The following is a 19,448-nucleotide window of genomic DNA, read 5'->3' as shown; positions in this document are numbered from 1 at the left end:
AAACCCTGGCAAATGCCAGGGTTTTTGCTTTTACCATCTAATTATGGCACTTCCCCATGTAAAGCCACTACCGAAGGCAGCTAGAACAACGAGATCACCTTTTTTAATTTTACCTTGCTCCCATGCTTCAGTAAGAGCTATAGGAATAGAGGCTGCGGTTGTATTACCATAATTCATTATATTATTAAAAACTTGATCATCAGATAATTGAAATTTCTTCTGAATAAATTGTGATATTCTCAGGTTGGCTTGGTGTGGTACCAACATATCAATAGCTGTAGGTGCTAATTTATTTGCTTCAAGCCCTTCCATAATAACTTCACTAAAACGAACCACAGCATTTTTGAACACAAATTGTCCATTCATATAAGGAAAATAGGATTCATCATTAGGATCGTTATCTGCAATAATATCATTTACCCAACGCTTACCCATTCCTGGTGCTATTAAGGACAACTCTTCAGCATGTTGCCCTTCAGAATGTAAATGGGTAGATAAAATACCTTTAGTAGTATCTTCTTCTCGCGACAAAACCGCTGCACCAGCACCATCACCAAAAATTACAGAAACCCCTCTACCTCTTGTGGTCATATCCAAACCATGAGAATGCAACTCAGATCCAATAACCAAAACATTTTTATACATTCCGGTTTTAATATATTGATCGGCTACAGAGATACCATATACGAATCCAGAACATTGGTTTCTTACATCTAAGGCACCAACAGTTTTAATACCCAAATCTCTCTGAACTAGAACTCCAGGACCAGGAAAATAATAATCAGGACTTAATGTAGCGAATACTATAAAATCTATATCATCCTTGTCAATTCCTGCTCTCTCTATAGCAATTTTTGCGGCTTTTACTCCCATTGTCGTGGTCGTATCGCCATCACCTTTTACAACATGTCGTCTTTCCTTTATCCCTGTACGTTCTTGAATCCAAGCATCATTTGTATCCATGACCTTAGATAAATCATCATTGGTTACTACATTATCTGGCACATAATATCCTAATCCTATTATTTTTGAATTATACATATTTGGTTTTTGTGTGAAATTTTAAATTGATAAATACTAAATCTACGAATTAAATAAATAAGACCGCAATTTAAGGAATAATATATAATATTCTATTGAGAATTATAAGGACAAAAATGGATAGGCTTTTTATAAAAAACCAAGTGTATTTACATACTATTTCTATAATTTTTACATCAAATTTTTTACAGAAAAAACTGATTTTCAGCACATTTAATGGAATATTTCCATGTAGATAATCCATAAACTAGTAGAATATGTAAAAAAAGAGCTAAATAGTCTTTCCGGTTTGAAGTATTCCTATTTTTTTTACAATTCATTATATTTTTTTTAACAAAAATACATTATAATTAACCTTTTGTAAATCAGTTATTTAAATCAAATAATTAACTTATATTTAACACTTATAACAACTATTGATTTTAACATTGGATTGATTTTTAAATTACTTTGGCGTCGCTAAATTCCTACATATGAAAATCATCCTTTTCACTCTCTTTTTATTCACTCAGTTTGCACAAGTTAATGCACAAGATAAGTTAGCTTTCAAATACGACACCGCAGGTAATCAAACCTCTCGACAACGTATTTGTTTAAACTGTACCCCAAGCCTAAAAACATCAGTAGAAGTCTTGGATTCTATACCTTTAGAGGCTTTAGTTGACACTGACCTAAAAGACTACAAAATTGCAGCATATCCAAATCCCGTTGTGGATGAACTCTATATGGAATGGATAGATAATCCTGAAAAAATGCCAACTAGAATACAAATTAACTCCTTTGATGGCCGCGTTCTGCATCAACAACTTTTAAAAGAGAATCAACGAGAACAAATTGTAGATTTCAGCAATTACGCATCTGGCGTTTATGTATTAACAATCTACTTCACAAATGACAAAAAAGAATCCATTAAGATTATTAAAAAATAACCACAAATGACTAAAAAATTACTTCTATTAATTGGGTTACTTATAACTTCTTTATGCCTAGGGCAGCAAAAAATTAATCCTTTAGATGAGTTTACCTATGAATATTTAAAAACTACAGGAACTAGTCCGTCTACTAAAATGTTGGAACCACAAACAAGTTCCTCCATTATGAACTCCGCGGAACTAATGGCTTCTGCCGCTGGGGGAAATTCAGGTATTGGTGAAACTACAGGTGATTTATCTGTTTCTTTGACTGGCGCAGCTGGTTATACCATACCTATAGCGGTACCTCCAGGAATAAATGGAGTAGTGCCAACACTATCCCTAGCCTACAATAGTCAAGGTGGCAACGGACTTGCGGGCTATGGTTGGAATGTAAATGGTGTATCTATTATTTCTAGAATACCAGCCACAAAATTTCATGACAACGCTATTGCTCCTGTTGATTTTAGTTTAACCGATAGATTTAGTTTTGATGGACAGAGACTTGTTGCAAAAACTGGCACTTATGGCGCAAGCGGCACACAATATGAAACCGAAAATTATTCCAATGTAAAAATCTTTTCCTATGGTATTTCCCCTTTTGGAGCTGCTTATGGCCCATCATATTTTGTAGTTAATTATCCTGATGGATCTTTTGCTTATTATGGCAATACTAATGATTCAAAATCAAGATCAGATTATGCAATTAATTACTGGGAAAATCCTCAAGGTGTGCGCATTAGTTACACTTATGTTCAAGCAGATAATAGTATCAGTATAAGTAGTATCAAATATGGCACAAGAAACACCATAGCTCCAATAAATGAAATTCAATTTGTTTATACACCTAGAAAAAGACCCGAACAGGCCTATGTAGGAGGCGTTGCATTTATTAGAAAAAACTTATTAAAAGAAATAAAAATACTCACAGGCTCGGTTGGGTATAAAAGTTATGTTTTAACGCATAACCAAAACTCGATAGGTTACGATAGATTAATTTCTGTTCAGGAAAAGAATGGTGATAATACATTATCGCATTCGCCAATTACCTTTGCATATACTTCCAGTAATGCAATTATAACTAATGATCGTAACATTATTACTGAAATTGGTATAGGAAACATAGAACAACGTAATGCCGAAACAGTATCATTAGATTTAACTGGTAATGGCAAAATGGATTTTGTAGTCTATCCAAAATCAGCAAGTTTAAAAACCAAGTTTTGGGTATTTAAGGACTTACAAAGTGGTAGTTTTAATTATCCTATAACCGTAAATTCGGGATCCTTTGAAGCTATATTTCCAGTGTCTTGGTTAACTTGGAATAATAAGCTATGGCCTGGACAGGGTTTAGCTATAGTCCAAAAATCTACTAATAATCAGGTTAAATTTAAGGTATACTCAGAGGGAACCACAACACCTATCTACTATCAATATGAAAAAGTATGGAATGCACCTACCTATACTTATACAAATATTTGTAATCAGACACCACAAACCTACGCAATACCCCAACAATATATTTCAGGAGATTTTAACGGCGATGGCTTAACGGATGTCATTGCGGTAGGTAAACCTTACTCGTATCAAAATTGTGTTCCTACAGGTACATCTGGAGCAAATTGTGGAGGAAATAATCCTATTCCGGTAAAGGAGAAGCCAATAGCCTCTTCAAAAAGTGAGACTAACCAAAATGCAGCAGCTCCTATAGATGGGGAATGTTGTGATTGCAGTTATAATAATGTTACATCATCAAGAGTAAGCTTTATTAACCTCGACAGAAGATTAACCACTAATTTCTCTAAAACTTCAGGTTTTTTAACTGCCGGTTTAAAATCCACAGATCAATTAATAGCTATGGATATGAATGGAGATGGTAAAACAGATATTGTTCATATTACAGAAGGAAAAATATATGTGTATACCTTAAATAGTTCTGATGGCCTTACGCTATTATGGCAAACCACCGATACCAGAATAAAGTTGAGTCTACAACCCATGATTGGAGATTACAATGGGGATGGTAAAATAGATGTTATGTATCCAACAGCGAATAACAGTACACTTTTCGCTTTGTTTTTATCCACAGGTTCTTCCTTTGTTAAAACAGAAAACACGTATCCATTTACCTATAAAGAAAGTTCTCTTTCTTCCACCGTTAATACTTATAATTTAATTGCGGTAGATATTAATGGAGATGGCAAATCAGATATTTTGGATTATCGCACCACAACTTACAACGGCAATAATAATGGATCACAAACCATTATGGCTTATAATAACACCTTTAGTACCGCCACAACGGCTTTGCCAGCTTTTAGTTATACTACATCAATAACTAAAACAGGAAATCTTCAACATTTTCCAATCCCTGTATTTTTAAGTCCAGACAAACCCAATAGCAATCTAAACTTTGCTTCCATTAGTAATAACTGGATAACATCGTTTGCATTTACGCAAGATAATAAAGAAGATATGCTCTTGCGATCAGTATCTAATAACGGACTCACCTACGGTATCACGTATAACCGATTAAACCCTAACGAGACTGGTCCAAATTACAGCACTATTTATAATCAGGGATATGACCAAGCTTACCCTAATGTAGATTTAGAAGTAGTGCTTGGAGTAAAAGTAGTAAGTCAATTACAGCGTGTTTCTTCGGGAGTTACAACACTTTATCAAGATTTTAGATATAGCGGCGCAGTATCCAATGTAGAAGGCCTAGGGTTTATGGGATTCCAAGGTGTAGCGCGTTCTAACTGGAATACAAATAATAACGATCAAATTTGGGATATCTCTAAACACGATATGACACTTAGAGGTGCCATATCCTCTCAATATAGTATGCTAAATTATCCTTCTTTTACCGTACCCACAAGTTCCTATATATCAAAAACACTTTATTCCTATTCTAGCTCTCTAGCTACTAATAAAGTTTTTAAAATAGCCAATACTTCAATGGTTACCCAAAATGCACTGGAGGGGAATACCGTAACAACACAATCATTTATTTATGATACCTACAACAACCCAACCAAAGCCACCACAGATTATTCGGGTCAAGGGAGCAGTGTATTAGATATCACTTATGCTAATAGTACAGGAAATCCTTATTTTATTGGAAGACCATTAACTAAAAAAACAACCAATACCATTAACGGTAATTCCTTTAGTACGGAAGAACAATATACCTATAGCAACAATTTAGTTACTACCAAATCATCTAAAGGAAATGGAACACAATTTGATGCTGAAACATATGTATATGATAGCTTTGGAAATATCACCAGAAAGACAACAACACCCTACAACACCCCTTCTCGAATTGTAAATTTTGAATATGACAGTTCTGGAAGATATCTTACCAAAGCGACTGATGTAGAAGGCTTAATCACACTTTTTGAGTATAATACAAACACGGGCACTTTAAAGAAAGAAACTAATCCTTATGGATTAGCTACTAATTATCTATATGATGGTTGGAATCGACTAATTAAAGTAACTGATTATTTAGGAAAAAGTGCCAATACCAACTATGTTGAATCTGGATACTCGTATACGGTTACTGTATCCGCTGATAATGGAGGAAGCAAAATAGAAGTTTTTGATCCACTAAAAAGATTAACAACTATTAAAACTAAAGACGTACTAGGACAATGGATCAGTAAAAGTTTTCAATATGACAAATTTGATAGGGCTTACAAAGAAAGTGAACCATACACCAGTTCTGCTACACAATGGAACACTACTGAATATGATGTTTATGGGAGAATAACAAAACTTACCACATTTACTGGTAAAGTCACAACGATTAGCTATTCTGGTTTAACAACAACTGTAAATGATGGGACTAAAACCTCCAGCACTGTAAAAAATGCTGTTGGTCAAATTAGCCAAGTAACCGATCCTGGTGGCACCATCAACTATACCTATTATGGTAATGGCGTTATGAAGACCGCCGATTATGGAGGAGTTATATTAACTTCAGAACAAGATGGTTGGGGACGTAAAACAAAAACAACTGATCCAGCGGCAGGCTCATATACGTATACCTACAATGGTTTTGGTGAATTATTAACCGAAACCACTCCAAAAGGGACCACTACAAATACTTATTCTTCGGTTGGAAAAATAACTCAGACCAAAATTGTGGGTGACTTAACCAATATGACCACCAATTATACCTATGATGGGACAAGTAAATTAGTCACAAGTTTATCTCTTATCAATACTGACGGCAATAATAGTACGTATTCTTACACTTATGATAGCTATAAACGCTTATTAACTTCAACCGAGGTTACACCCTATGCACAATTTGTTAAAACTTTAACCTATGATGCTTTTGGTCAAGTTGCAACAGAAAAAAGCGAGGCCAAACTACTAGCAAACAATAAAGTAAGCTCCAAAACAATTAAAAATAATTATCAATACGGGGGACTTAAATCTATTACTGATAATAGTACTTTAGAAGTATTATGGAACGTAACTGGGCTTAACGCAAGAGGTCAAGTTACAACATCAACAATGGGTAATAACCTGCGTAAGAATTATACTTACGACAGTTATGGTTATTTAACGCAATTTAAAAGCGAAAAGAACATTACTGCAACAGCAGTTGAATTAATGAAACTAACTTTCATTTTTAATACGCAAAAAGGCCTCTTAACAAGTAGAACCAACAGTTTGTTTGCATGGAATGAGAGCTTTACTTACGACAACCTTAACAGACTTGTTTCATTTAATGACAACAATGGCAATAAAACTCAATCGTACGATGCCCAAGGACGAATTACTAATAATTCTAATTTAGGATCCTATACTTATACAGGTAAATCATATCAACTATCAAGCTTAACCCTTAATACCACTGGACAAGCACAATATGCTCCTACGACTAGACAAGATATTACCTATTCAGCTTTTAAAAGTCCCGTAGAGATTACTGAAACAGGTAAGGACAAGATTAATTTTCAGTATAATTCATTTGAAGGTAGATCCAACATGTTTTATGGGGACACCAATAGTGATAAATTGTTACGCCCTCTTCGCAAGCATTATTCTGCCGATGGCACTATGGAAATCACTTACGAGAAAAATACTGGAAAAACTACATTTGTAACTTACATGGGTGGTGATGCCTATTCAGCACCAGCTATTTGGCGATCAGAACAAACCACAACTACGAGTGAACAATATTTGTATTTACACCGAGATTATTTAGGCAGTATAATAGGTATTACTGATAAAGATGGAGTATTTAAGGAAAAACGTCATTTTGATGCATGGGGAAATTTAGTAAAGTTAACCGATGGCAGTAACGTTAATTTAACCAAATTTAAAATACTAGATAGAGGTTACACAGGTCATGAACATTTATTAGGAGTAGGGTTAATTCACATGAATGGTCGTTTGTATGATCCAATGCTCCATCGTTTTTTAATGCCAGATAATTTTGTTCAAGATCCTTACAATACTCAGATTTATAACAGATATGGATATGCATTGAACAATCCATTACTTTACACAGATCCAAGTGGTGAAATTTTACCTTTACTAATTTGGGGAGGTGCAGCTTTAATTGGAGCATATATAGGCGGCGCTCAAGCGAACGGAAGCTGGAATCCATTAAAATGGAATTATAAAAGTAGTAGTACATGGATTGGAATTGTTGGAGGAGCAGCTATTGGTGTTGCTTCTGCAGGTATAGGTCTTGCCGTCACAGCTGCAGTAGCACCTGCATTAACTAGCTTAGGAATTTCAGGTGGAATTTTAGGGGGTAGCATTACTGGATTATTAAGTGGTGTTGCTGCCGGTGGGTTTTCAGGTGGTTTCACAAGTTTACTTCCTGGTGGAAGTGGTAATTTTTGGGGAGGATTAGCAAATGGAGCAGTTATGGGCGCTTGGACAGGTGGGCTTATGGGAGCTACTTTAGGTGGACTTATGACACCGAAAGGAAATAATATATGGACTGGTGCGGCTCCACGACCTGCAGTTTCTCCTGTAAGTACCGTTCAACCAGCAGGAATTACTATGGCAGAAGATACAGCCTCAATAAAAGCAGAAGTATTGTCTTCCAAAATTGCAAGTCCTACTCCATCAACTAACCCATCAACGTCTCCAGCACCTAGCACACCAATAAAAGATGGAATGGGGCTTGTTGAATTAAACATTCCAGCGACGAAAAACCCTTTTGATTTGGTTAAAGTGCCAACAGCTTCAGAAGGCATTGCGAATTCAAGGGTATTAGGCTTGGCTGGAGAAAATGCAGTAGGTGTTGGGTCTAAAACAAGAATTCCATCAATAACCAATACAGCGGCATATAGAATTCCTGATCAATTAACTCCAACAACGCTTGGAGAGATTAAAAATGTGAGCAATTTAAGTTTAACTAGACAATTAAATGATTTTCATTTATTTTCACAACAAAATGGACTACAATTCAATTTATTCACCAGACCAACTACAACTTTTTCTGGACCATTACAAAACTTAATAAATAATGGTAGTATTATTGTACACCCAATCCCCTTTAAATAGTTAGAAATATGAATCTAATCGAGTTGACAAATAAATTTAAAGTATTGGTTCAAAAGCCTTCAAAAACAAAGCAAGAATTAGAATTACAACAAGAACTGGGCAATAGAATTGAAAAAGCTTTAAATGAAGAACTGGAACCTTTAATATATGAGCTCAAAAAATTAGGATTAAATGTGTCCTCCATTTGGGATTTAGTAAACTCTAAAAAAAAATATTCAAATGCGATAGATATACTAATAAATCATTTAAACAAAGCGTATAGTGATAAGAACAAAGAAGGAATAGTTAGAGCATTGGCGGTTAAGGAAGCTACTGGAAAGGCAAATGAATTTTTATTTGATGAATACGACAAAACTCCAAAAGAAAAATCAATGTTACGATGGACTATTGGAAATACTATTCAGTCTATAGCTACCACAAAAGATATTGATCGAATATTATCAATTGTACAAAATAAAGAAAATGGTACATCAAGACAAATGTTCGTTCTTACTTTGGGTAAATTGAAAAGTACAAAAGGTGAGGATATTTTGATTAAATTACTTGATGATGATGAAGTTAATCTTCATGCATTAAAGGCATTAAGCAAAATTAAATCGCCGAAAGCAATTAATAAAATCAACGAACTTACTAAGCACCCCAATACAATTATAAAAAAGGAAGCTCTATTAGTTTTAAAAAAAATATTGAATTAGTATTCATTTTAAATTCAATTATAATGTAACTTAAAAAGTTAAATAATTCAAGTATGATAGTCTTTGGCATAACGTTGACTAAAACCAACAGTTTTAGTCAAATAAGCCCTGATAATGCTAGGATTATAATTATACTGATACTTTAATTAAATTTAAAAATAGAAAAAAGTTCTTTGAAATAATGATTCGATAGCTCAGTTTGTACTTTGAACTCCACAATAACAACTAGTTTTAGTTGGTAACCACCAAAAAACATATACAAAGAGTCATATAACATGAATGGCAGATTGTATGCTCCTGTAATCAACAGGTTCCTGATACCTAATAATTTTGCACAAGATCCTTATAATACACAGGTTTATTAGATATGGATATGCTTTAAACAATCCTTTACTATATACAGATCCAAGTGGTGAAATTATACCTTTACTAATTTGGGGAGGTGCCTCTTTAATTGGAGCATATATAGGTGGAGCTCAAGCTAACGGAAGTTGGAATCCTTTAAAATGGAATTATAAAAGTAGTAGTACATGGATTGGTATTGTCGGAGGTGCTGCTATTGGTGTTGCCTCAGCGGGTATTGGTCTCGCAGTCACTGCCGCAGTAGTTCCTGCTTTAACGAGTTTAGGAATTTCAGATGGAATTTTAGGGAGTAGTATTACTGGATTATTAAGTGGTGTTGCTGCCGGTGGGTTTTCAGGTGGTTTCACAAGTTTACTTCCTGATGGAAGTGGTAATTTTTGGGTAGGATTTGTAAATGGAGCAGTTATGGGCGCTTGGACAGGCGGGCTTATGGGAGCTACTTTAGGTGGACTTATGACACCGAAAGGAAATAATGTATGGACTGGTGCGGCTCCACGACCTGCAGTTTCTCCTGTAAGTACCGTGCAACCAGCAGGTATTACTATGGCAGAAGATGCTGCCACAATAAAAGCAGAAGTATTATCCTCTAAAATTGCAAGCCCAACACCATCTATTAATCCGTCAATTACACCTGCTCCTAGCACACCAATAAAAGATGGTATGGGAATAGTTGAGTTGAATCTACAAGCTACCAAAATCCATTTGATTTGGTTAAAGTGCCATAAACCACTCAAGGAATGAAACCTGTAGGTTCTTATTCATTAGAATTTTAAGGTACAACGGGTAATGGAAATATGTTTTATGCTGGTAAAGGAACCGAATCAAGAATGCTACAATCTATAAATAGAATCGAAAATACTTTTGGGGATAAATTAATAAAAAGCAATTTTATTCCCGCAAATGCAACAAAAGATGTCTTTATTCAGGAACATATTTTTATGATGCAATTTGGAGGGCCTAAAAGTTTTAATTCAATGTCTCCAACATATAATTTAATATTTTCAACAGGCAAAAAATTAGGAGGATTTTAATATGAAACCAGAAATTATAGACGGAATTAAATTTCAAATTGGGATTGACGGCTCAAAAACTTTATTAATTGAATCTGATAGGTTAAATGAATGTATCAATTATGTTTTAGAAGGACATGCAAAATCTATTTTTATAAATTATTTTCAGGGTTATTTACTTCCTGAGATTGATTTCTTAAGCAAATTATCAGATGTATTAGAAGGTTTACATCTACCAGAATCAAAATTTAATATTGAAGTGGTTAATAGCCTTCATAAGTTAAAATATTTAGGTATTGCAGATAATAAAATTGACAACTTAAATCTTTCTAACTTCCCAAATATGGTTAGTTTAGCATGTGAATACTCTCCTCGATTAAAAAATTTAGAAAGTTGCAAAAACTTAACAAATTTAACAATCACTGGCTATAAGCCTCGTAGCAAAGATTTGGAGGAATTATCAGTACATACCAAACTTGAAGAATTACATTTATTTAAACCTGATATACTAAACTTAAAAGGTATTGAAAATTGTACACAGCTCAAAAAAATAGAAATATTTAGTGCGCGTAATTTAACTATCCTTAATGCCTTAACGCCATTAAATAATTTAAATTCATTGGAGCTATTCCAATGCAAAAATATTCAGGACTTTGATCAATTAGGGAATCTAAAAAACATAAAGAAAATAATACTTTCTGAATGTGGTGAAATTAAAAATTTAAAATTTTTAAAAGAATTAAAGGAGCTTGAATTTTTTAGTTTCTGGGACACCACTGTTTTAGATGGAAATTTGAATTATTGTAACGGCATTAAATTCGTAGGATTTAAAGATAAAAGAGAATATACTCACAAGGTAAATGATTTTAAAAACAAATAACAAAAAGTCCATTCCGCTATGACATAGGAATTTAGCTTTCTACATGCTAAAAAAGTATAAATTTTTGTTTAAAAATAATTACAACTATCTATTTTTTCCAATTGAGTTGAACAAGAATAATCTAAAAATTAATTATTTGGGATTACAAAAATGGCATTTCATATCGTTTTAGATACCTTAGTTATAATGTCGCATTATTTTTTAGGGAAGAGAAAATTAAGAAAAATTGAATAGTGAAAGAATCAAAAAAAGAAAATTTAATTGAACATTAAACTTTTCCCTTTTTCAAAAAAAGTGTAGTGTCAAAATTAATAATACGTTTTTCAGAACTACCAAAAACAAGCCTGAAGATATAAAATTTATGAAAATTCATGTCAAAATATTTATACTCTTAATTGTCTTAATTTTTATTGGTAGTGTAATTTATGAAATGAATTTTAATAATATCCCAGGCATTCCAATAGAGGATAAAATTGATTTAAAGGTTGAAAAAATTAAACTTCAAAAAGGAATAATTTTTATTAATGATAGTCTTTATTTGGTGGGCAATACATATTTATTTGAAGGTGAAGCGCGAAGAAAAAAATTAAACTTCAAACCTCGTTTTTCATTATACGATATGAAATCGCCTTATCAAATTATAAAAAAGACTAATAACGATACCTTAACTATTATTCAAGGTTATGACACACTATTTTTTAAATTTTATAATGAAGAATCCATTGATACAAATGACTTAACTATAAAGCAATATTTTGAAAAATTATTTAAATCTTAAACTATAACATTGCTAATCTTAACTTTTAAAATTGAAAAAACAAACCCATATTTTTAGAATGTTATTCTATTCAGTATTCATAATATTTACAGTAAACTCTTGTGCGTTGAAACCTGTAAACATGGATGCTAGTTTTACGAAATTTACCTTGGAAAAAGTAGATTTAAATGACTTAGGTAATGGTAAAGTACTGTTTTATAACGGATCAGACGTACTCCACAATTTGGACAATACAGGCAGATTAAATATTTGGATTGACAAGAAAGTAGTAGGCCAAATTAAGCCCAAGGAATATTTGATTTTAAGTTTGCAAAATGGAAATTATCTTTTGACTCTTTTACATATTGATGTTGTAAAAATGAAAAAAGATTTTAACGTTGAAATTACTAATAAAACTAAGGTTATCAGAATAGAACCTACCATAACGTCCAATAAATTAACTATTACCAATGAGTTGCCCAAAAATTTTGATAAATTTAAATATGTAGGTGATAATTAAACTGCTATTTAGACACACTAACACTATAATTATCTTTCGAATCGACACTGAAATCAGCATATACTTTATATATGGAAAAAATAACGATTGTTTTAATACTATTTCTAACGATGGGTAATTGCCAAGAAAAGACTCAAGAGTTAATATTTAACTCCAATGAATACCAAAAGTTCGCAAAGGAAGAAGTAATAAAAAGATATAAGTTAACGAACACCTTTTTTAACAAATATCCTGATATATATGAGGCTAATAAGTTAATTCCATTCCAATATAATCTTGATTCCATAGCATACGTAAGCACGCCAATCTATACGTTTAAAGGTCATAAGACGTTTAATTGTGGTGATAATGTAATTGATTATATACAATTTGAGAACAACCCTAAATATCAGTATGTAAATCTAGAAGTTGATGAGAGTTATATTGGCACTACCAAAATAACTCCTTTAGATTCTCTACCAGAATTTGAAAGTGCCACACCTTTTGATTTTATGGACTATATCTTAATTATAGATAACCAAGACGTTCCAATATTAGGCTCTGATATTAATGTGTATGCCTATAAAGAAAAACTGGAAAAAGAATATTTCACCTTTTATCTAGAGGGTATTTTGGGATTGTTCATCATAAAAGATGAAAAAGTATACTTTGTTAAAATGGTAAATAATAATACAGATAGTAATTGGAATGATTTAGGAAAATATCTTGAAAAAATTACACCTGAGTTTGTTGAAATCAACCAATACTTTTATCAAAATTATAATCCTGAAGAAATTAACGACATAATGCAGGGAAAAATTGAATATTCGAATAAGTCTGCAAAAAAATGCACCGAAAAAACCATCAATAAAATCGTGAAAACAAAAATTATATTGAAAAATAAATACTAAACTAGCAACATCAAACTAAGAACTAATATATTGTCTAAAATCATTTACCTGAACCTTTGCTTTTAGATCATGTAGGAGATTAAATAAACCAAAAAATGTTCTATTCATATATAAAAAATGTTTAGAACCTCTATTTCCGTTCATTTTTCTAATCTGTTCATCTTTTGCATAACGCTGACTCAAATCTGCTATCTTATTCCAGAAATCATCAGAACCAAAGTCAAAAGTATCTGAATTAAATGGTGATGTGAACAAAAGAAGCATTTCTTTAAACAAGGCTTTGAAAAAAATTATTTCTGCATCAGAATCAGTAGGAGTTAAAATTTCTAACTCGTATAGTTTATTCATAAAAAGCGCATCATTCTCTATAACCTCTTTTTGAGCTAGCTCAAAATAAGGAATATAAAACTCGTCTGGCACTTCCTTAATACAACCAAAATCTATAGCAATTAAAGTCTCTTTTTTGCTTACTAAAAAGTTACCTGGGTGCGGATCGGCATGTACTTTTCTAAGTCCATGAATCTGAAACATATAAAAATCCCATAGTGCTTGACCCAACTTATTACCTAGTTGAGTACTAAAATTGGTCTTAGCAAATTCGCTTAAATGCAATCCACTCATCCAATCCATAGTTATAATGCGCTCACTAGATAACTCTGGATAGTATTTTGGAAATTCCATATTCGGAATGATACCACAAGCCTTTGTAATTTCTTGACTCTGCTGTAATTCTAAATTATAATTAGTTTCTTCAACTAGTTTATTTTCTACTTCTTTAAAATATTTGTCGGAATCTTTACCTTGTAAATTAAACATTCTTATGGCAATAGGCTTAACAATTGCCAAATCGCTTGATATACTTTCTGCAACTCCGGGGTATTGTATTTTTACAGCAAGTTCCTTACCGTTTTTGGTTGCTTTGTGCACCTGACCAATACTCGCAGCATTTATAGAATCTTTATTAAAAGTATCAAATACTTCTTCCGGATATTTATCTAAATATTTCTTGAAAGTTTTACGCACTAGGGGAGCCGATAACGGAGGTACAGAAAATTGAGAAAGCGAAAATTTTTCCACATAAGCACTTGGTAAAATATTCTTTTCCATACTCAACATTTGAGCAACTTTTAGTGCACTTCCCTTTAAGCTTTTTAAACCATCATAAATATCTCCAGCATTATCTTCGTTTAATTCATCCTTAGATAATTCTGGATTTACCAATTTTTTACTATAATATTTCACATAATTTCCACCTATTTTCACTCCAGTTTTCACCAACTTTCCTGCTCTTTCTATTTTACCCGTAGGTATTCTATCCAATGTTTTCATAAGTATAATTTATCAACTGAAACAATTAAGGCTAAATACTAGTTTTAAAGAAAGCTATTAGGCAAATTTTTCTTTATACAAAAACTTACCAAAATCTATAATACTCTCCAATGGCGTATTTTCAAAAACATCAAAAATAGTTTTCACAGATTTCTCGATGGCTAAGTCGGTTTTTTCAAAACCAGTGCTTGTGTCGTCCATCCAGAATTTAAGTAAAAATAAAAATTGCAACCAAGCACCTTCAGCATATAACTGTGGTGACTTTTTAGTAATTTTATAATTTTTATCGGCATTAGCATCTTGCACCAATTCCGTAGCAAAGCTTTTTATATTTGTACGCAATCCTTTTAACTGACTTAAATTTTTCAGTACACTTTTATGCTCTTTTAGTGCAAATAACACATAACTTCTATTCATGGTTAACAGCTCGAACATGGTAAAGAAAAATGTGAGCATCTTGTCTTTATTGGAAAAAGACTCATAGGCTTCTTCATTCATCACTACTTTAATTGTGTTTGAGTAAAACTTATCCCAAATTGCAGCTTGCAATGCTTCAATAGAACTAAAGAGTTTATAAAATTCTTCCTCTTTTAGATTATTAATTTTACAGAATTTGTAGACAGATTTTGGTACTGTCTCGTGTTCTAAAACATAATCCATATACATACCAATAATTTGGTCGTCAGTATTCTTTTTTGTTTCGGATTTTTTAGCCATGTTTTTTAAGTTTTGTTAGAAAAAATAGTTTTTTATAGAAAAACGTACCTCCGGGGGAATGGAAATACGTTTTTCAAACAACCTAACCAATAAGTAATAATCAATTATAGAACTAAAATCTTTTTCATAGCAATTAATCTTCCTTGATTACGACGTAAAGATATATATTTTGTTTAAGTATTTAAGAATTAAATTAAACAAAATTTTGTTAAATTTTCAATTATTGACTTTGTTGAAGTAAATAACTTTCACCTATTTCGTCGTAAATAGCTTTAAATACTTACAAAAAGAACTAATCCATAGAAAACAATGTCAGTTTGTCATTTAATGTCATATTGGTATTTTTTTTGACTAGTATGATGCATAGTAACAATTAAAAAAAACAATTTAAATATGGCAACAGGTAAAATAAATGTGTCCGTTGATAATATATTTCCGTTAATAAAGAAATTTCTTTACAGCGATCATGAAATATTTTTAAGAGAGTTAATTTCTAATGCCACGGATGCCACTTTAAAATTAAAACACTTAACTTCTATTGGAGAAGCTGCAGGTACAGAATACGGCAACCCTATTATTGAGGTAAAGGTTGATAAAGAAGGAAAGAAAATCCATATTATTGATCAAGGTCTTGGAATGACCGAAGATGAAGTAAAAAAATACATTAACGAAGTAGCATTTTCAGGAGCAGAAGAGTTTCTTGATAAATACAAAGACTCTGCAAAAGATTCTGGCATTATTGGTCATTTTGGTTTAGGTTTCTATTCTGCTTTTATGGTTGCAGAAAAAGTAGAAATCATCACCAAAAGTTTTAAAGACGAACCAGCAGTACATTGGTCTTGTGATGGCTCACCTAATTTTGAATTAGAACCATCTGATAAAACAGATAGAGGAACAGAAATTATACTTCATATTGCTGATGATTCTACTGAGTTTTTAGAAAAAAGCAGAATCAGTGCCTTATTGACCAAGTATAATAAGTTTATGCCTATTCCAATAAAATTTGGAACAAAAACTGAAACCTTACCTAAACCAGAAGGCGCAAAAGAAGAGGATAAAGCACCTACAAAAGAGGTAGACAACATTATAAACAATCCTACACCTGCTTGGACCAAACAGCCTGCAGATTTAGAAACTAAGGATTATCAAGAGTTCTATAGAGAATTGTATCCAATGCAATTTGAGGAGCCATTATTCAATATTCATTTGAATGTTGACTATCCTTTTAATTTAACAGGTATTCTATATTTTCCAAGATTAACAAATGATCTTAATGTTCAGAAAGATAGAATTCAGTTATATCAAAATCAAGTATATGTAACTGATAATGTTGAAGGTATTGTACCTGAGTTTTTAATGATGCTTCGTGGTGTTGTTGACTCTCCAGACATTCCATTAAACGTTTCGCGTTCATACCTTCAAGCAGATGGGGCCGTTAAGAAAATATCATCTTACATTACCCGTAAGGTAGCAGATAAACTTTCTTCTTTATTCAAAAATAACCGAGAAGATTTTGAAGCAAAATGGAACGATATTAAAATCGTGATTGAATATGGTATGCTTTCTGAAGATAAATTCTTTGAAAAAGCAGACAAATTTGCCTTATACCCAACAGTAGATGGCAAGTTCTTTACGTTTGAAGAATTGCAAGAAAAATTAAAAGCAAACCAGACTGATAAAGATGACAAATTAGTAATTCTATATGCCTCTGATAAAGAAGCACAACATAGTTATATCGAAGCTGCAAAGGCTAAAGGATACGAAGTATTGCTATTAGATTCTCCTATAATTTCTCACTTAATGCAGAAGTTAGAGACATCAAAAGAAAACATTTCGTTTGCTCGTGTTGATGCGGATCATATAGACAATTTAATTAAGAAAGATGAAGCTCAAATTTCAAAACTTTCTGATGAAGAAAAAGACAGCCTAAAAGCTGAATTAGAAAGTGTTATAGCTAATAAGAGTTATACCATTCAATTAGAAGCTATGGACAGTTCTGCTTCCCCATTCATTATCACAGAACCAGAGTTTATGCGTAGAATGAAAGAGATGCAACAAACTGGAGGTGGTGGAATGTTTGGAATGGGTAAAATGCCAGAAATGTACAACCTAATTGTAAATACAAATAGCGATTTGGTTTCTGAAATTTTAAACACTAAAACAGCGAAGAAAAAAGAACGATTAATCAATCAGTCTTTAGACTTGGCTCGTTTATCAAAAGGACTATTAAAAGGTGAAGAACTTACAAACTTCATTAAACGTAGTTACGAGATGGTGAAATAAATTCACATTTGTTTATAAAAACCAAAGCCACTTCAAAATAATTGAAGTGGCTTTTTTAATACTAAAAAGTTAGTATCTTTCAAGTCTAATAATCATCTATGCCCCTACCTTTTCATTTATACCTCATGGCAGCCTTGTACATTTTTGCTGGTGTTATGCATTTTGTAAAGCCCAAAACGTATTTGAGAATAATGCCTAGATATATACCTAATCATAAGTTAATGGTTACCTTAAGTGGTGTTGCCGAAATAGGTTTAGGTTTAGGTCTATGTTTTCCTAAAACAAAAAACATAGCTATTTATGGTATTATTGCCATGTTATTGGTATTTCTGTTAGTGCATTTTTACATGCTTTCTGGCGAAAAACAAGCTGCCGGAATTCCAAAATGGATTTTAATTCTTAGAATACCGCTTCAATTTGCTTTAATGTATTGGGCCTATCTCTATCTATCGCTCTAATTTATAGTGCAAGCTTGTTATTTAAGTATTTTTTTAAAGCAAATATTTGAACATACAGAAAAACGAGTAAACCAATAACTCCATACGTATAAATCTCAGAAACTTGAAAATCAGGAATTTTATTGATAAAGTTTAGATTCACTAATTTATTTAGAAGGCTTATGTACATACCGTCCGTTTTTTGACCTTGTCCAAAAAACAAGACAGAGGCAACAAGTGCGATAAAACTTATCCATATAAGAATCCAACCCACTAATGGTATAAGTGGTTTAGCATTTTTTATATGACTTACTTTGTTTAACTCAAGTTTTGAAAAAATAGCTTGGTTAAAATTTGTTCTTGGTTCTTCTAAACCAACTTCCTTCACGGCCTTTCTTAAGAAAGCATCAAAGTCCTTTATTTTATTTTCTTCCATAACTTTTTATCGTTTCTGGTGATAATTTCGTTTCTATTATTTCTGCTAAGCGTTTTCTGGTTCTAAATAACCTAACCTTAATTACATTGGGCGAAACATTAATTACTTCTGATATTTCTTGCAATGATAATTCTTCAAAATAATGCAATGTCACTAAAAACGCTTCTTCAGGTGACAACTCGTCTATTGATTGTTTTATGATATTTTCACGATCTTGTCTTTCAAATTGTTCCAAAACAGTAATATAATCCGATGCATTAATATCGTGATCCGAATCAATTGAACTAGTTTCCATTCTTCTATTATCCTTTTTCAGATAATCTAAACATCCGTAATACGCAATTTTATAAAGCCACGTAGAAAACTTAGCATCTCCTTTAAATGTTGATAAAGAACTGTATGCCTTTACAAAAGTATCTTGCGCAACCTCTTCTGCATTTTCTCTATTCTTAAGCATTTTTATAGCTAAGGTAAATACCATATGTTTATACCTATCTATTAACACAGAAAAAGCATGAGTATCTCCGTTAATGGTAGCTTTAATATAAAATAGGTCTTGGTTTTGGCTCATTTGCTTTATTTGACGAAAAAGTAACAATCAAGGTTACAGAAAGAATAAAAAAAATAATTTATGTA

General features: G+C 32.3%; 16 protein-coding genes. 11 read left to right on the top strand and 5 right to left on the bottom strand.

Translation table 11 applies throughout. The annotated features are described in order from the left end of the window. Window positions 1–30 precede the first annotated feature (30 nt). A complete protein-coding gene (locus B8963_RS13445) occupies window positions 31–1,041 on the bottom strand; it encodes a 3-oxoacyl-ACP synthase III family protein (RefSeq protein ID WP_084062276.1) in 1,011 nt (336 codons plus the stop codon). A gap of 473 nt (window positions 1,042–1,514) precedes the next feature. On the opposite strand from B8963_RS13445, the gene B8963_RS13440 reads away from it, so the two are divergent. The 9 genes from B8963_RS13440 to B8963_RS13400 all read left to right on the top strand — a co-directional run bounded on the left by B8963_RS13440 (window position 1,515) and on the right by B8963_RS13400 (window position 13,610). Beyond that, window positions 1,515–1,970, top strand: coding sequence for a T9SS type A sorting domain-containing protein (locus B8963_RS13440; RefSeq protein WP_084062274.1), 456 nt, complete (start codon window positions 1,515–1,517; stop codon window positions 1,968–1,970). A gap of 6 nt (window positions 1,971–1,976) precedes the next feature. Further along, window positions 1,977–8,495 (top strand): FG-GAP-like repeat-containing protein, encoded by a 6,519-nt coding sequence (locus B8963_RS13435; protein ID WP_084062271.1) that lies wholly within the window; start codon window positions 1,977–1,979, stop codon window positions 8,493–8,495. A gap of 8 nt (window positions 8,496–8,503) precedes the next feature. Further along, complete coding sequence (locus B8963_RS13430; RefSeq protein ID WP_084062268.1) at window positions 8,504–9,190, top strand: HEAT repeat domain-containing protein; 687 nt, start codon at window positions 8,504–8,506, stop codon at window positions 9,188–9,190. A gap of 330 nt (window positions 9,191–9,520) precedes the next feature. After that, window positions 9,521–10,294 carry a hypothetical protein gene (locus tag B8963_RS13425; protein WP_084062265.1) on the top strand — a complete coding sequence of 258 codons (774 nt, stop codon included), beginning with the start codon at window positions 9,521–9,523 and terminating at the stop codon, window positions 10,292–10,294. Between the two features lie 86 nt (window positions 10,295–10,380). Next, window positions 10,381–10,584: a hypothetical protein gene (locus B8963_RS13420; protein ID WP_143312539.1), complete on the top strand. Its 204-nt coding sequence runs from the start codon at window positions 10,381–10,383 to the stop codon at window positions 10,582–10,584. 1 nt (window position 10,585) lies between these two features. Beyond that, window positions 10,586–11,443: a leucine-rich repeat domain-containing protein gene (locus tag B8963_RS13415; protein WP_084062260.1), complete on the top strand. Its 858-nt coding sequence runs from the start codon at window positions 10,586–10,588 to the stop codon at window positions 11,441–11,443. 361 nt (window positions 11,444–11,804) lie between these two features. Then, the gene (locus B8963_RS13410; RefSeq protein WP_143312538.1) at window positions 11,805–12,221 is read left to right on the top strand and encodes a hypothetical protein; all 417 of its coding nucleotides are present in this window, start codon (window positions 11,805–11,807) and stop codon (window positions 12,219–12,221) included. 31 nt (window positions 12,222–12,252) lie between these two features. Then, complete coding sequence (locus tag B8963_RS13405; protein ID WP_234989669.1) at window positions 12,253–12,720, top strand: hypothetical protein; 468 nt, start codon at window positions 12,253–12,255, stop codon at window positions 12,718–12,720. 71 nt (window positions 12,721–12,791) lie between these two features. Beyond that, complete coding sequence (locus B8963_RS13400; protein WP_143312537.1) at window positions 12,792–13,610, top strand: hypothetical protein; 819 nt, start codon at window positions 12,792–12,794, stop codon at window positions 13,608–13,610. A 15-nt stretch (window positions 13,611–13,625) separates the two neighbouring features. Here B8963_RS13400 and B8963_RS13395 read toward each other — a convergent pair whose 3' ends face one another. Together B8963_RS13395 and B8963_RS13390 are read right to left on the bottom strand one after the other, a co-directional pair. Then, window positions 13,626–14,939: an ABC1 kinase family protein gene (locus tag B8963_RS13395; RefSeq protein WP_084062256.1), complete on the bottom strand. Its 1,314-nt coding sequence runs from the start codon at window positions 14,937–14,939 to the stop codon at window positions 13,626–13,628. A 57-nt stretch (window positions 14,940–14,996) separates the two neighbouring features. Beyond that, entirely contained in the window at window positions 14,997–15,656 is a 660-nt protein-coding gene (locus B8963_RS13390) for a TetR family transcriptional regulator C-terminal domain-containing protein (protein ID WP_084062255.1), read from the bottom strand. A 393-nt stretch (window positions 15,657–16,049) separates the two neighbouring features. Here B8963_RS13390 and htpG point away from each other — a divergent pair, with 393 nt between their 5' ends. After that, window positions 16,050–17,939, top strand: a complete 1,890-nt coding sequence (htpG, locus tag B8963_RS13385; protein WP_084062254.1) for a molecular chaperone HtpG — start codon at window positions 16,050–16,052, stop codon at window positions 17,937–17,939. Between the two features lie 98 nt (window positions 17,940–18,037). Then, window positions 18,038–18,397, top strand: a complete 360-nt coding sequence (locus tag B8963_RS13380; RefSeq protein WP_084062251.1) for a DoxX family protein — start codon at window positions 18,038–18,040, stop codon at window positions 18,395–18,397. 1 nt (window position 18,398) lies between these two features. Here B8963_RS13380 and B8963_RS13375 read toward each other — a convergent pair whose 3' ends face one another. Further along, complete coding sequence (locus tag B8963_RS13375; protein WP_084062248.1) at window positions 18,399–18,812, bottom strand: hypothetical protein; 414 nt, start codon at window positions 18,810–18,812, stop codon at window positions 18,399–18,401. After that, the gene (locus B8963_RS13370; protein ID WP_084062246.1) at window positions 18,799–19,383 is read right to left on the bottom strand and encodes an RNA polymerase sigma factor; all 585 of its coding nucleotides are present in this window, start codon (window positions 19,381–19,383) and stop codon (window positions 18,799–18,801) included. The genes B8963_RS13375 and B8963_RS13370 overlap by 14 nt, the downstream gene beginning before the upstream one ends. Window positions 19,384–19,448 lie beyond the last annotated feature (65 nt).

This window comes from Cellulophaga tyrosinoxydans (assembly GCF_900176415.1).
Taxonomy (GTDB): domain Bacteria; phylum Bacteroidota; class Bacteroidia; order Flavobacteriales; family Flavobacteriaceae; genus Cellulophaga; species Cellulophaga tyrosinoxydans.
The sequence above is the reverse complement of the archived record's forward strand: the minus strand, read 5'-3'. Positions and strand labels throughout refer to the sequence as shown.